Origin of the sequence: Moorena sp. SIO3A2 (assembly GCF_010672265.1) — a bacterium.
Taxonomy (GTDB): Bacteria; Cyanobacteriota; Cyanobacteriia; order Cyanobacteriales; family Coleofasciculaceae; genus Moorena; species Moorena producens.
In genome coordinates this window covers 28,235-41,152 of sequence record NZ_JAAHHC010000033.1, presented here as the reverse complement: position 1 = coordinate 41,152, position 12,918 = coordinate 28,235, and the positions used below count along the sequence as shown (strand labels likewise).

Here is a 12,918-nt window from a genome sequence, read left to right as displayed (position 1 = left end):
CAATAAGCTCTAAAATAGAATCACTGTGTGCTTGCGGTAGGGTTGCGGAAGGCAAATCGCGCCTGATAATTATGACTGGATCGATCACACCACAACTAGCAACGCCCTTAGAGCTCAAGACTCGTCCGGCTTTTGATATGAGTGATGAGGAATTCTTTGCTTTTTGTCAGCTCAATCGGGAGTTACGAATCGAACGGGAGCAAGATGGAAGGCTGATTATTATGACTCCTACAGGAGGGGAAACTGGCAGTCGCAATTTTGATTTGATTGTTCAGTTTGGCATTTGGGTATGCCAAGATGGTACAGGGAAAGGTTTTGATTCTTCTACTGGCTTTATACTTCCCAATGGAGCAAATCGTTCTCCTGATGTTGCTTGGGTCAAGCTTGAGAGGTGGGAATCCCTAACTAAAGAACAACGAAAGAAGTTTGTACCCCTATGCCCTGATTTTGTGATTGAGCTACGTTCTGGGAGTGATCGCCTGCAAAACTTGCAAGACAAAATGGCAGAGTATAGGTCAAATGGGACTTTGCTCGGTTGGCTGATTGACCCAGATCAGCGCCAAGTTTATGTATATCGTCTTGGGGCGGAAGTTGAACAGCTGGATAATCCAGCGACGGTGAGTGGTGAGCCAGTTTTACCTGGGTTTGTGCTCCAGATGGATCAGATCTGGGATTGAGGAGTAAGCCTTCAGCTATCAGCTATCAGCTATCAGCGCTTTTGTATCTGGGTTCTAAACACACTTATTGACGAAAAAGGCAAGAGGCAAGAGGATAACGATATAACGAAGTGAAGGGAATCTTCTACATTTTCTTCAAATTTAAAACAAAGGGTGTTCGCGTAGCGTGGCCTACGGCCTATTGCTTCTCGAATACGCTCCATCAATTCATCTAAAGATTTTGCTTGGGTATGACACCCTTTAAGACTGGGAACAGAAGCTACAAAGTAGCCATCAGCATCGCGCTCGATAATTACATTAAATTCTCGACTCATTATAGTCTAAATCTTGAGCAAACAAGCGCTTAACCCATGCTAATCATGACTATAGGGCGATCGCTACCAATTAATTACTCTTAAAACCGTTACCTTGGCAAATTCTTGATCAGCTGTCACCAAACTGGCCTAATTTTGTATAGCCATCGCTGCAATTATAGCATCGGGCAATTTCAACCTATATTGCTGGCGAATTTCGATAATTTTCTCAATCAACCCAGTGTCAATCGACACTAAACCGATCACCTCTACTCGCTGAAGAAACTGTTTAAAAAGTTGGCGGTCGCTTTCGGCTAGCCCAGAAAAAGCCAGAAACTCAATTTGGCTAATGACTGAAATCCAGATCCAGTCAGCATTTTGTAATAATTGAATTACTTTAGCATTTCCTTGCAGTAGAGCCACAATTGCATTTGTATCTAGGAAATAGCGATTACCACTCATCCCTTAGATTCCTTTGCATTGCTACCGCATCTCCCCCAAAGGTTAATCGCCCCACCAAATCTGAAAAATCATAGTTTAATTCCTGCTTATCAACTGATGAAACTGGATCTAAAACAAGGACAACGTTAACCTCAACTGCCCTTAACTGGGTTGGAATATTAAGATTCAAACAACCCGATTCATCAGTCTTAGTGGTCAGTTTTAGAACTTCCATTGGCAGTAGCATTAGTGGACCTTACCTTAGCTTATCTTAGCGCGATTGCTGGTCTATTAGCATAGTGCGTTCGCGTAGCGTGACCGTAGGTCAATCGCTTTTAGCAGCTCTTTTGGAGCATCGCAAATCCCTCGCCCTTTCCGCTAATCGCCGATCTTTTATAGTGCGTTACTTCAGAAATTTCGACCTTGGTAGTTGCTCGGATCTCGAACCCAGCACTCACTCTATTCAATAGCTTAATAAAAGTGCTTTAGATTTCTGGATCATCACCTAAAAGTTGATCTATACTTTCGATCCTTTGTTGAGAACCACGGCGAACACGATGAATGCGGACAATTCCTTCCTGTTCTTCGACTGCTTCACTCACCGTGAATAAAATATAGAATTGCTTTTTATAGAGAAGTTGGCGCACCTCAATACCCATATACTTACTTTCGAGGGCTAGTGAGCAACGCCTCGGAAAGTTTTCCAGGGTCAACATCACTTCATAACATCCTCTTACCCAGCGATAAGCTCGTTCTGCTGAATCCTCCTTTATCCAAATAAAAATACTTTCAATATCTGCCACTGCAGTAGGAGAGATTTCAATCTGGTAGGCCATATTTTTCCTGGAGCTGCTGAAATGCTTCCTTTAACGGAATACCTTGTCCTTGCTCAAACTCCTCAATACTCTTTCTGATGCCTGCAATAGACTCAAGCAATTCCATCCGATCGAGAAGTTGCTGATAGCTTTCAGCATCTTGAACAACTGCAGCAGCTTTGCCATTAACAGTCAGAACCATTGGTGCTTTAGTTTCTTTGAGCCTTGCGATAAAGGCTTTAGCGCCCCGTTGGAATTCTGAGAGTGGATGGATGTCACTCAGACTAAACATGATAGTTTTAATAAATTATTTGATAATTTAATGTTAATAGCTTGAAACTGTTTTGTCTAATGCGAACGCGCCCCGCGTGACCTACGGTCAATCGCGCCCCCCGTGACCTATGCGATTGCAAATTCAGTATATTGTCTCAGATGGGGTGGATGAAATCCTAAAACAATCTCCTCTCGTGGTATCCCTTTCTGTAACAAATCTGTCGCCACCCCATCCTCAGTCCAATCTTCCTCAATCCAAATCTTGTCATCCTTCAAACGGATATGAATCATAACACTCTTAATCCGTTCATCTTTCCACCAACCCATCAGCAGCAAAAGATACTGATCCTGTACCTCATCAAACCCTAAAGCACTTTCAGTGGTAGAACCAGATTTTTGATTGATATGATGATAGTCTCTTAAAACTTCCTGGACAATTTCCCGATAATGCTTTAATCTATCCATTGCTCAATTACCTTACTGTAAGCATTAAGCCGTCAGCCGTCAGCCTTTAGCTGAAAGCTGATGTCTGATAGCTGTTCGCGAAGCGTGCGCGTAGCGCTTAAGCTGATGTCTGAAAGCTGAAAGCTGAAAGCTGAAAGCTGAAAGCTGAAAGCTGAAAGCTGATAGCTGATAGCTGATAGCTTACAACTATCAAACTTTCGGGAAGACTTCTACCTTCACTTCCATCCCTATTTTTCCTAGCAAATTAATCAACTTATCCACACTGAATCGACTAATTTCACCATTCATTAAATTACTAATCCTCGGTTGGGTTTCTCCCAAAAACTCTGCTGCTTCATTTTGAGTCCATCCCCGCTCCTGAATATAGGAACGCAAATCTAAGATCAGATCCGCTCTTACCTTGAGATTCATTGCTTCTTCTGCCTCAAATCCCAAATCTTTAAATACATTGTCGTCCCCTAACACGACATTGACGGTTTTTTCATCAGTCATTTTTATGTTTATCCTTTTGTTCCTTTCTAAACTGAACCATCTCCTGATAACGCTTCTGTCCTAGTTGAATATCTCCTTTGGAGGTCTTCTGTGTTTTTTTATGGAAAACATGAAGCACATAAATTGCCTCTTCAAATCTAGCGACATATAAAATCCGATAGGCTTCTCCGGTCCAAATGCGAATCTCTTCAACTCCCTTGCCAATTGTGGGCATCGGCTTATAATCTGTAGGTTTTTGACCCCTTTGGATAGCTCTCAATTGAAAACCAGCCTTCCGCCGTGCTTCCAAGGGAAGATCCGATAATTCTTCTCTAGAAGAGCCAACCCAGTAAATTACTTTATCTGTCATTACCTTACCTCACCAAACAGTATACCTTATTTGGCATAAAAAGATAACACCAGAAGAAAGTGCGTTCGCTTTTAGCGGCTCTTTTGGAGCATCGCTTTTTCGGAATGGAGGGGAATTAGCGATCGCGAATTGGTATGATTTCTATCCCAATTACAGATTTATGCTGATCGGTAAGAGTCCTTTAAAATGCTGGTCAATCGATCAAATCGAGTATTGATTATCTTAGTGCGATCGCAAAGCCCTAGCCCTTAATGAAACGGGCAAGATGCCCATTCCACGCCTGATGCCCATTCCACAGCTGCGACAATCACGCGAATTAAATTCTTAATGGGTCAAGCGCACCTAAAAACTCTTCAAATCATTCCATTATTAAGCAATGCCGTAAATGGGCGTTACTGAACCAAGGAATAGTATACTAAGAAAGACTAGGATAAAGATAAATATAAAAATGACAACTGGTTTAACCAACCCTAGTCTTATGAATCAAACCTTCACTACCCAACACCTTTCCCCAGAAGCGATCGCTCAGCTTGTCAAGTATTTGCCTGACTACATCAAAGTTGCACTCAATGAAAAGTCTAGTGAATTGGAATGTTCCCTCGAAGCTACCATTGAAATGGCAATTTCCAACTTCCTAGACGAATAAGCATTGAGCTTTGAGGATTGTCTACTCGCTCAACGTCTGAAAAATAATAATTAAAATTGCCGATAAATAGAATAACTAAAGCGATTACGAATTTGTCGCTGTAACTCAATCCGAATGTAAACTGAAAATAACAAAAAGTAGGTTGGGCAAAGTTATAGTATCTAGAATTATCAAAAAAAACTAAACGGTCTTTGCCCACCCTACAACTGCTCACCCTGCCGTTGAAACATTTTCTAAGCACAGAGAGTTTATATCTGGCGCGAGTTTTGAGAATTGTCAATTGATCCGCCTTTCCCAACAAGTCCTCTAACTCAGCCACCTCATCAGTGCAGAGCAATGATTCTACATTTCTCGCCACTAAATCATCCAAACGAGTTTGATCTGCCACAGCCAATTTACAACTTGCCAGTGCTTCTAACTCATCTACACTCAAACCAAGCAAACACTCCTCATCCAACCCTAATGGATTAGCGAGTCGAGAATAGGTGTTCCAGTCCAATAAAACCCCAACTCTTTCCCCCTGCTCATTCGTGACATACTGTAATAAACTTGTCATATCAAAAAGCTTCATAAGATAATGTAATCCTATCTTAGCCCGTTCTGTGTACCTGATAGTTATGCAAACCTCCGTAAGTGATGTTGTCTACAGAAATACAATTTTACCTAAATAAAGTAGTAGATGAATATGAGTTGATTCAATTTTTGTCTAAAAGCCTCGATTTAAGAGGTTGTCTGAGAAGTCTCATTTGCTACATCCAAGCCCCCTAAATCCCCCAATTCTGGGGGACTTTTAGAAGCAAATTGACTCTTCCCCCAAAGTTGGGGGGTCAGGGGGGCAAAATTCAGTATCAAAAAACTTTTCAGATATCCTCTAAGATGTGAAACCTTAAACTATCCTGATAGTCAAGCTGAAGCCTTTGTAATGATAAACGACTATGACATAGGTTTTCCTATGGATATCACTATTTCCTATAGAAAGGGAGTTTCACTAGGGAAAGACTATTTGTGGTTAGCGAAACTTATTGCTAGGCATTATCAAACTATGGTGGCAACAGATTTACCAGAAGGACATCCGGACAAAATTAATCCCTATTGTTGGTGTGTAGCAGAACCAAACGGTTATTTAGTAGAAATGGTGGAAGACCTTTCAGATGTCGAAGACAGAGAAGGGTTACTACTAAATAGCAATTCCAAGAAATTACTTACTACATTCGGAAAATTGGCTTAAAAAATAAAACCTAACAAAACCACTACTGATAATGATACCGATAGATTAATTGACAATCTATTCACCTGTACCAAAACCCGTAAACTGGCGTACTTCAGGTTCATGAAAAGCTAAAACAATATCTTCTTTTGGCACTCCCATTTCCACTAATCGGTTGGCAAGTCCCTCTTCCGTGCCATCATGCTGAATCCAAATTTTTCCACCTTTGATATCAAGATGCAAAACACAGCCAAAATCACGTTTATTCCCACGCCAACCAACATACAGCAGTTGGTAGTGATCCTGCTCTGTATCAAAGACGGTCTGAACCTCAGGTGCGACCCAAGGGCGATTTACTCGCCCTAGGAGGCGCGCACCTACGTATTCTGGCGCAATTGTTTGCCGTGAAGCCCGTTGAGCACGTTCGGAAAGAAGATGTCGAATATACTGGCGATATTGCTCTACAGCCATTGAACAATTACCTCCTGTTTCACATCATAAATTACTAATCTAATCTGATAAGTAGTCGGACAAAAGCAAAATTAACTGTTGAAATAGGGAACAGGGAGCAGGGAGCAGGGAGCAGAGGGACTTGTGGCAACTTTACATAAGTTAATATAGTGAAGTTTATTTTTGTCCAGGTACTTACGGCAAGGGATTGTTTCTGGTTGAGTGTGATGGGTGTGCCCTAAGCCACCTCAATATACTCACAGAATGACACTGATTCAGGAGCACTTAATCCATCTTCTTTCAATCCTTCCAAATGAAACATCACTGCCTCAGTAATTAATTGTTTAACGTCTTCTAATGTTTCTGCCACCGCAACACACCCAGGAAGATCTCGAACATAAGCACCGTAGCTATTTTTTCCTTTTTCAATAACAACTGCATAGCGCATTAGATTTTATCCTCATCTATTTGAGCTTGTCGCCATATATTTTTAAGAGTCCCAATTGGAACCTCAAGACTTGATTTACCGGCGTTGCGTCAGTCTTCCTTTGAATAGGAGTAGAGTGGGCATCCTGCCCGCCCGAAAATATATTGTAACGGGCAAGATGCCCATGCTACATACGACCCAAGGGCGATTTACTAGCCCTAGGAGGCGCGCACCTACTCTTAAAATCATGCCATTATTAAGCAACGCCCCAAGCCCTAGCCCTTTGGGCTAATCCCACGATCTTGTAGGGTGCGCCCTCGAAAGGGTAACGCAGCAAGCGCAAAAAAGCAAAAAGTTCCAACTCTTAACCAAACCAGCATCATTAGCTCCGGTAGGTTGCTGAAACGTCGGGATTAATGATCGTGATTTTTCTGCCATTATGGAAGTAACTCCTACTTGGTTGGGAGAAAAGCCGCGCTGGTAATAGCCGTTAACCTTCACCAGCGCGGTTATTAGTTTCAGTGTGTACCTTCTATAGTATAGATAAATCCTCGAAAAAATGCAAGGGGTAATAAAAAATATTTACATTTATTTACAAATAGCCTAAATAGCCATTTATAGACTCATTTATGTTTAATTTACTTTGACATTATTTTTTAATTTACTGATATAAAAAGGGAGCTGATTAGCTAAAATTAGGGAGCCTAGAGTAGGTCAGAGTTAAAATACTAAAAAGCCTGTCTACATCATTAGAATAAAATGCGTTCGCGTAGCGGCTCAGAGCATCGCATCCAGTGCCCGACAAGATAATGCGATCGCGTAGCGGCTCAGAGCATCGCATCCCATGCCATACAAGATTATGCGTTCGCGTAGCGGCTCAGAGCATCGCATCCAGTGCTGGACTATTACGCGATCGCATCCAGTGCCCGACAAGATAATGCGATCGCATCCAGTGCCCGACAAGATAATGCGATCGCATCCAGTGCCCGACAAGATAATGCGATCGCATCCAGTGCCCGACAAGATAATGCGATCGCATCCAGTGCCATACAAGATTATGGATAAGCATTCAGCTATCAGCTAATAGCTGACGGCTGACGGCTGACGGCTGACGGCTAATAATGGATAAGCATTCAGCTATCAGCTAATAGCTGACGGCTAACCGCTGATAGCTGACCGCTGACAGCTGATAGCTGACGGCTGACCGCTGATACCAGTTACTCAGCCTATAGCGACTTCATTTGTAATTGCTGAATCAAAGGAGCACATTGATAAACCATAGCGGCTCGACTATCTACATCCAGCTTCAGGAAGATCCGACGTAGATGAGCGGAAACTGTCCATTCACTAATTTCAAGCTGTTTAGCAATTAGCTTATTAGACTGACCTGAAGCAACAAGAGTAACAATTTGTAACTCTCGTTCTGTTAAGAGACTAGCAAGATGAGATGTAACGGAAGTAGTATTGTCTTGGAATTCTGTAATTGCATAACATTTACCATTTACCTCCATATAACCAACTGCATTCAAAGGACAACTGCTTTGAGGGGGTGAATTAGAGCTAGACCCTAAACTAGGTTTAAATTCGTGGTTTGTTTCACAAACTAAAAAACAAGAATTATTGATAAACAGCTTACCAATCACTTGATTTCCTAACTCTGATTGTATATCTTTAGTAGCTATATCTTGACGATAAAGAGGAAAATTAAGTTTCTCTTTCATAAGAAAAATGTCAAGTACCTATAGACATCCTGTTTGATTGATGAGCGGAACCTGGGGAAGGATAAAAGTAAGCATTCAGCTATCAGCTATCAGTTTATGGGCTACGCCCACGCTACTTGAGGTGCTATCAGCTATTAGCTATCAGTTTATGGGCTACGCCCACGCTACGCGAACAGCTTATGGGCTACGGCTGACGGCTGACGGCTGATGGCTGACGGCTGATGGCTGACGGCTGACTGCTGACTGCTGACTGCTGAATGCTTACGCAAAACTATAGCGCTGTGCGTAGGGAATAGGTAACATCGGACCAGGGAATGATTTAGCTCCCCAAGACTTCGCTGCATAGCTTCGTTGCTTGAATTTGTCAACACCATTACACCGATTGCTATAAGTATTCACAAATGATTTAGGAAGATCAGATCCATGGATGGTCTTCCCCCCCCCTTCTATTCTGTTAAATATCAATCAAAAAGGAATTAAATTGTTAAAAAACTTATAGTTTCTCTAGGCTTTACAAATGAGTTGTAAAACTAGATTGTAATTTTTGATTATCAAAAAAACGCTGTATTCCTTACTCCTGTTACCCTATCCGTAGTTTTATGTTACCGAAAGCGTGTCGTTCTATGTTTACATCTCAAATAGAAAGACTATACCAGAACGCTTTAGTATTTATCCATAGATCCTCCTTCAACTCTGGGCAATTCCCCAAGTCTTCAGGATCACAGGCAGAGTTATCGCTCCAAGAGGGCTTAGACATTCTGTCAGATACTGGAACTGCTGGTGTCACAAGATGTATAACACACAGATGAAGCCCTTCCCATAAAAGTTTTGCCAGTCCGGTGTAAATCATCAACTGGCGTAAGTACTCCGATTCCAAAGCCACAATTCGATCCTGCGGACTGACCAGTTCGCAAGAGATTCCCAATTTGTCCAAAGCTTTGCAGATATCTGGAGGACGATTATCACTAAAATCTGTAGGTTTCTGATAGCTCAGTATAAAAGCAGAACCCAAACTCGCACTTAGGGCTACAGTATCCCGGAATGACGCCATTAAAGTATCATTGGTCCCCTGTGACTGATTAATGCGTCGATCTAATAAGCGTGCTAAATATTCCCATCGTGCCAAGAGCTTGATAGTTGTACCTTTTGGCAGTAAAGACTCCCTGAGACTATCTCCCAGCCAGAATAGATTGAGTCCTAGCAAATCATGCTCAGTTTGTAATCGTTTCCACTCTTGAAGTGACCAAATCACACTCTCTAAGGTTGCTCTCTCCTGTTCAGATGCCTTTTTATTGAGAGTGCTTTTGGGAATAAGTAGTTCTGGTTGTTCTAAATAAAACTTAGTATTGTTAAGAATATGCCAAAGCTCTCTTGCTATCCAGATTTCGATTATTTCTCCTAGCTGCTGAGCTATGTGGACTCCATAATAGGAGAGCGCCAAGGCTGGATCCAGTACACAGATCCATTGCTTGGAATCAAGTTGGCTGAAAAGGGGAGTTATCAGCATTTTCAAGACGTCACTCCCATTAAAATAGCAGTTTTTATCCCAATTATGTAAATTACGGCTAGCCATCAATTTTATCTCCTCATTTCCCCATCTCTCCATCTCTCTATTTGCCCATCTACCCATCTAGCCATCTCCCTATCTGCAGAGGAATAGCGTTAATTTATCAATTTTGGATTTCACAAACAAGTCACAAAATTTTGCTAGTCCAAATCGATTAGTTCAAATGAGTTAGTCAAACTTGACTAGCTAGAAAACGTGACTTGTACAGAATCTCTGAAAAATTAATAATAATTACGTTGACAAACACGCCCTAGGCTTTCAGAGTCTGGTACGTGGCTGCTCAGTAAATCCAACCCGGTCAGTTAGGATGATTAGCGATCTGAGTCAAGTGTTGAGAAGAATTTTGGAACAGACCAGCCTATCGTCGAGGTTTCCAGAATTAGCGGAGGCTCAAATTTCCTTTGAGCGTCCCTCAGAAACGTTTAGTCCTGGACAGACGACGGTGAATTTATTTCTGTACGATATTCGGGAACACCTGGAATTACGTAATAATGAACCAACGATCGAGAGGCGCGATGGAAAGGCAATTATTCATAATCCTCCAAAGCGCATAGCCTGTTCTTATTTAGTCACAGCTTGGCCCATTGGTGGCGAAGAATTACCCCTGCAAGAACACCGATTACTCAGCCAAGTGCTGCAAGTATTCTCAGCTTATCCAACTATTCCAGAAATACCTTTTTTAGAAAATACCCGACTTGCTGGGCAAGAACCAGCCTTACCAATGGTAACTGCTCAAGTAGATGGCGTACAAAGCACTGCTGAGTTTTGGACTGCATTGGGGAATCAATTACGTCCTTCCATCACAGTTAAAGTAACCATTGCGATCAAGGAACTATTTGAGCCAGACCCAACCCCCATTGTCATTACTCAAGATTGGCAATTAGGTCAGCGGATTTCACCATCCTCACCACAACTTGTGCCAAGCACCGCACAACGATTTTTCCGGATTGGTGGGCGAGTTACGGATGCTGACAATAAACCTGTTGTAGGCGCAACGGTTATTTTGGTTGAGCGTAATCTGAGCGCAGCCACTGATAGAGATGGAAACTACACCATCGGGGCAATTCCTGCTGGTGCTTATACCTTACGGGTGCAGTTAGAAGATCTAGTACAGGAGGTTAATATCACTATCCCAGTAGAATCCGCAGCAAGTAATTACAACGTACAACTATAGGGATCGGTGTAGGAATTGTGAGAATTTTTGATGCCATATTCCCTACTCCCTACTCCCTACTCCCTACTCCCTACTCCCTGTTCCCTATTCCCTTTCCTATACAACAGTAAATTCTGTTTAATCAAGGAGTTAAAGATTATGCCACAGTATCTTTCGCCAGGCGTATATGTTGAAGAAGTTCCACCCTCATCTCGACCTATTGCTGGAGTCGCTACCAGTGTAGCCGGATTTATCGGTATCGTACCCCAAAGTATCCAACTCCCTGCCGAGCGTGTCGAAACTACTAGTGATGACACGACTACTGTTACCCTCAAAGTGGAAGAAAAAACTCTTCCGGAAGCCGGAACCCCTAATTTGGTAACTAATTGGAGTCAGTTCGTCACTACCTTTGCTGACTTACTTGGGGACAAGACTCTTGAGGATCTCACAGAGGTAGATGAAGCTAGTTTTGATGCCAATCAACTCAACGCCTGGAGTCGTTTTGCTCAAGCAGTTTACGGTTTCTTCAATAACGGTGGCACCAGGTGCTATGTGATCCGGATTAGTGCTAATACCGAGTTAGCTGCTGCTCTCAATAGTTTTGCTGCTATTGACGAAATCACCATGGTGGCTATTCCTGGCATTACCAGCCAAGCAGAACAACAAGCTGTCATAGACCACTGTGAAAACCTCCAAGACAGGTTTGCCATTCTTGATGGGCAACAAAATCCTACCACTTTTGACCGAGACAGCATTAAAGGTAGTACCAGAGATAGTAACTACGCGGCTCTTTACTTCCCCTGGATTACAGTTTTTGACCCTGCCCAACAAATTCTAGACCCATCAAGCACTGGCAGTATAATCCTGCCTCCCAGTGGACACATGGCTGGGGTTTACGCACGAGTCGATGGAGAAAGGGGTGTGTTTAAAGCGCCAGCTAATGAAGTGATTCGAGGCGCTCTAGATTTGGAATACAACCTCACTAAAGCAGAGCAAGACGGTTTAAATCCTCTAGGAATTAATATCATTCGCTCTTTTAAAGGCAATATCAAAGTTTGGGGAGCGCGCACCCTGGGAGGGGATGACAACGGAGAATATAAGTACATTAGCACCCGTCGTTATTTTAATTTCCTGCGAGAGTCCATTGATGAGGGTACTCAATTTGCGGTGTTTGAGCCTAATAACCTCGCACTTTGGCAGCGTATTAAGCGTACAGTCGGTGACTTTCTGTTGAATCAGTGGCGGGATGGAGCCTTGTTTGGAGCAACTCCGGAGCAAGCTTTCTTTGTTAAGTGTGACGCGGAAACCAATCCCAAAGAAGTACGGGAAGCAGGACAAGTTGTTGCTCTAATTGGTGTCGCTATTGTTAAACCAGCGGAGTTTGTCATCTTCCGCATTCAACAGATGGCTGGAGAATAGATATTTCTTGAATTACCCATTACCTTACCTATTACTAAACAACAAGGAGATGTGAGTTATGCCCAGAGTAGATCCGTATAAAAACTATCGCTTTCTGGTAGAACTGGATGGAATTGTTCAAGCAGGATTTTCTGAGTGTAGTGGTTTTGGTTCAGAAGTAGAAGTTGTCGAATACCGTGAAGGGGGAGATGATGCCACAGTACGTAAGTTGCGGGGCAAAGCTAGTTACCCTGATATTGCCCTCAAGTATGGTATTACTGACTCCAAGGAACTTTACGATTGGCATTTACAAGCAGTGAATGGGACAATTGAGCGCAAAAATGGCTCGATTATCCTGCTCAATGATGATGGGGAAGAAAAAGTGCGCTGGGATTTCTTTAATGCTTGGGCGAGTAAGTATGAAGCACCCAGCTTAGATGCTAAGGGTAGCGATGTTGGGATTGATTCCCTAACAATCACCTGTGAACGTTTGCAGAGAGTTAATGTCAGTTAACAGTAATCAGTTAACAGTCATCAGTTAGCA

Annotated in this window: 22 protein-coding genes; 8 read left to right on the top strand and 14 right to left on the bottom strand. The window is 42.5% G+C overall.

Translation table 11 applies throughout. From position 1 onward, the window contains the following. Window positions 1-71: 71 nt before the first annotated feature. Complete coding sequence (locus tag F6K64_RS27625; RefSeq protein ID WP_008178184.1) at window positions 72-677, top strand: Uma2 family endonuclease; 606 nt, start codon at window positions 72-74, stop codon at window positions 675-677. Between the two features lie 32 nt (window positions 678-709). On the opposite strand, the gene F6K64_RS27620 is transcribed toward F6K64_RS27625, so the two are convergent. The 8 genes from F6K64_RS27620 to F6K64_RS27585 all read right to left on the bottom strand — a co-directional run bounded on the left by F6K64_RS27620 (window position 710) and on the right by F6K64_RS27585 (window position 3,805). Next, on the bottom strand, window positions 710-991 hold the full coding sequence (locus tag F6K64_RS27620; protein WP_131826942.1) for a type II toxin-antitoxin system HicB family antitoxin: 282 nt from the start codon (window positions 989-991) through the stop codon (window positions 710-712). A 129-nt stretch (window positions 992-1,120) separates the two neighbouring features. Further along, a complete protein-coding gene (locus F6K64_RS27615) occupies window positions 1,121-1,432 on the bottom strand; it encodes a PIN domain-containing protein (protein ID WP_008178183.1) in 312 nt (103 codons plus the stop codon). Further along, complete coding sequence (locus F6K64_RS27610; RefSeq protein WP_008178181.1) at window positions 1,422-1,658, bottom strand: hypothetical protein; 237 nt, start codon at window positions 1,656-1,658, stop codon at window positions 1,422-1,424. The genes F6K64_RS27615 and F6K64_RS27610 overlap by 11 nt, the downstream gene beginning before the upstream one ends. Window positions 1,659-1,896: 238 nt before the next feature. Beyond that, window positions 1,897-2,247: a type II toxin-antitoxin system RelE/ParE family toxin gene (locus F6K64_RS27605; protein WP_008178180.1), complete on the bottom strand. Its 351-nt coding sequence runs from the start codon at window positions 2,245-2,247 to the stop codon at window positions 1,897-1,899. Then, complete coding sequence (locus F6K64_RS27600) at window positions 2,231-2,518, bottom strand: type II toxin-antitoxin system Phd/YefM family antitoxin (RefSeq protein WP_008178178.1); 288 nt, start codon at window positions 2,516-2,518, stop codon at window positions 2,231-2,233. Before F6K64_RS27600 ends, F6K64_RS27605 begins: the two co-directional genes overlap by 17 nt. Before the next feature lie 107 nt (window positions 2,519-2,625). Further along, a complete protein-coding gene (locus F6K64_RS27595) occupies window positions 2,626-2,964 on the bottom strand; it encodes a XisI protein (RefSeq protein WP_008178177.1) in 339 nt (112 codons plus the stop codon). 189 nt (window positions 2,965-3,153) lie between these two features. Beyond that, on the bottom strand, window positions 3,154-3,456 hold the full coding sequence (locus tag F6K64_RS27590; protein WP_008178176.1) for a helix-turn-helix domain-containing protein: 303 nt from the start codon (window positions 3,454-3,456) through the stop codon (window positions 3,154-3,156). After that, on the bottom strand, window positions 3,449-3,805 hold the full coding sequence (locus F6K64_RS27585; RefSeq protein WP_008178175.1) for a type II toxin-antitoxin system RelE/ParE family toxin: 357 nt from the start codon (window positions 3,803-3,805) through the stop codon (window positions 3,449-3,451). Before F6K64_RS27585 ends, F6K64_RS27590 begins: the two co-directional genes overlap by 8 nt. A 448-nt stretch (window positions 3,806-4,253) precedes the next feature. Here F6K64_RS27585 and F6K64_RS27580 point away from each other — a divergent pair, with 448 nt between their 5' ends. Then, complete coding sequence (locus F6K64_RS27580; protein ID WP_287267029.1) at window positions 4,254-4,451, top strand: hypothetical protein; 198 nt, start codon at window positions 4,254-4,256, stop codon at window positions 4,449-4,451. Here the strand turns inward: F6K64_RS27580 and F6K64_RS27575 are convergent. Then, window positions 4,411-5,022: a hypothetical protein gene (locus tag F6K64_RS27575; RefSeq protein WP_287267027.1), complete on the bottom strand. Its 612-nt coding sequence runs from the start codon at window positions 5,020-5,022 to the stop codon at window positions 4,411-4,413. The two genes, F6K64_RS27580 and F6K64_RS27575, sit on opposite strands and share 41 nt — an antisense overlap. A 381-nt stretch (window positions 5,023-5,403) precedes the next feature. Here F6K64_RS27575 and F6K64_RS27570 point away from each other — a divergent pair, with 381 nt between their 5' ends. Then, complete coding sequence (locus F6K64_RS27570; RefSeq protein WP_008178172.1) at window positions 5,404-5,679, top strand: hypothetical protein; 276 nt, start codon at window positions 5,404-5,406, stop codon at window positions 5,677-5,679. A 57-nt stretch (window positions 5,680-5,736) separates the two neighbouring features. Here F6K64_RS27570 and F6K64_RS27565 read toward each other — a convergent pair whose 3' ends face one another. Both F6K64_RS27565 and F6K64_RS27560 read right to left on the bottom strand, forming a co-directional pair. Continuing rightward, window positions 5,737-6,129: a XisI protein gene (locus F6K64_RS27565; RefSeq protein WP_008178171.1), complete on the bottom strand. Its 393-nt coding sequence runs from the start codon at window positions 6,127-6,129 to the stop codon at window positions 5,737-5,739. 217 nt (window positions 6,130-6,346) lie between these two features. Further along, complete coding sequence (locus F6K64_RS27560) at window positions 6,347-6,556, bottom strand: type II toxin-antitoxin system HicB family antitoxin (RefSeq protein ID WP_008178170.1); 210 nt, start codon at window positions 6,554-6,556, stop codon at window positions 6,347-6,349. Window positions 6,557-7,429: 873 nt separating this feature from the next. Here F6K64_RS27560 and F6K64_RS27555 point away from each other — a divergent pair. Then, window positions 7,430-7,600 (top strand): hypothetical protein, encoded by a 171-nt coding sequence (locus F6K64_RS27555; protein ID WP_287263494.1) that lies wholly within the window; start codon window positions 7,430-7,432, stop codon window positions 7,598-7,600. Between the two features lie 161 nt (window positions 7,601-7,761). Here F6K64_RS27555 and F6K64_RS27550 read toward each other — a convergent pair whose 3' ends face one another. Continuing rightward, window positions 7,762-8,256, bottom strand: coding sequence for a response regulator transcription factor (locus F6K64_RS27550; protein WP_008178168.1), 495 nt, complete (start codon window positions 8,254-8,256; stop codon window positions 7,762-7,764). A 40-nt stretch (window positions 8,257-8,296) separates the two neighbouring features. Between F6K64_RS27550 and F6K64_RS27545 the strand changes: the two genes are divergently transcribed. Beyond that, entirely contained in the window at window positions 8,297-8,464 is a 168-nt protein-coding gene (locus F6K64_RS27545) for a hypothetical protein (protein WP_287267025.1), read from the top strand. 53 nt (window positions 8,465-8,517) lie between these two features. Here the strand turns inward: F6K64_RS27545 and F6K64_RS27540 are convergent, their stop codons facing one another. Further along, window positions 8,518-8,655, bottom strand: a complete 138-nt coding sequence (locus F6K64_RS27540; protein ID WP_287267023.1) for a hypothetical protein — start codon at window positions 8,653-8,655, stop codon at window positions 8,518-8,520. Between the two features lie 235 nt (window positions 8,656-8,890). Then, the gene (locus tag F6K64_RS27535) at window positions 8,891-9,886 is read right to left on the bottom strand and encodes a hypothetical protein (protein WP_008178165.1); all 996 of its coding nucleotides are present in this window, start codon (window positions 9,884-9,886) and stop codon (window positions 8,891-8,893) included. 244 nt (window positions 9,887-10,130) lie between these two features. Between F6K64_RS27535 and F6K64_RS27530 the strand changes: the two genes are divergently transcribed. From F6K64_RS27530 to F6K64_RS27520, 3 genes are all read left to right on the top strand, one after another. Further along, window positions 10,131-10,997 (top strand): Pvc16 family protein, encoded by an 867-nt coding sequence (locus F6K64_RS27530; protein ID WP_008178163.1) that lies wholly within the window; start codon window positions 10,131-10,133, stop codon window positions 10,995-10,997. 138 nt (window positions 10,998-11,135) lie between these two features. Further along, on the top strand, window positions 11,136-12,395 hold the full coding sequence (locus tag F6K64_RS27525) for a phage tail sheath family protein (protein ID WP_008178161.1): 1,260 nt from the start codon (window positions 11,136-11,138) through the stop codon (window positions 12,393-12,395). A gap of 58 nt (window positions 12,396-12,453) precedes the next feature. Continuing rightward, window positions 12,454-12,888 (top strand): phage tail protein, encoded by a 435-nt coding sequence (locus tag F6K64_RS27520; RefSeq protein WP_008178159.1) that lies wholly within the window; start codon window positions 12,454-12,456, stop codon window positions 12,886-12,888. The last annotated feature ends 30 nt before the right edge of the window (window positions 12,889-12,918 follow it).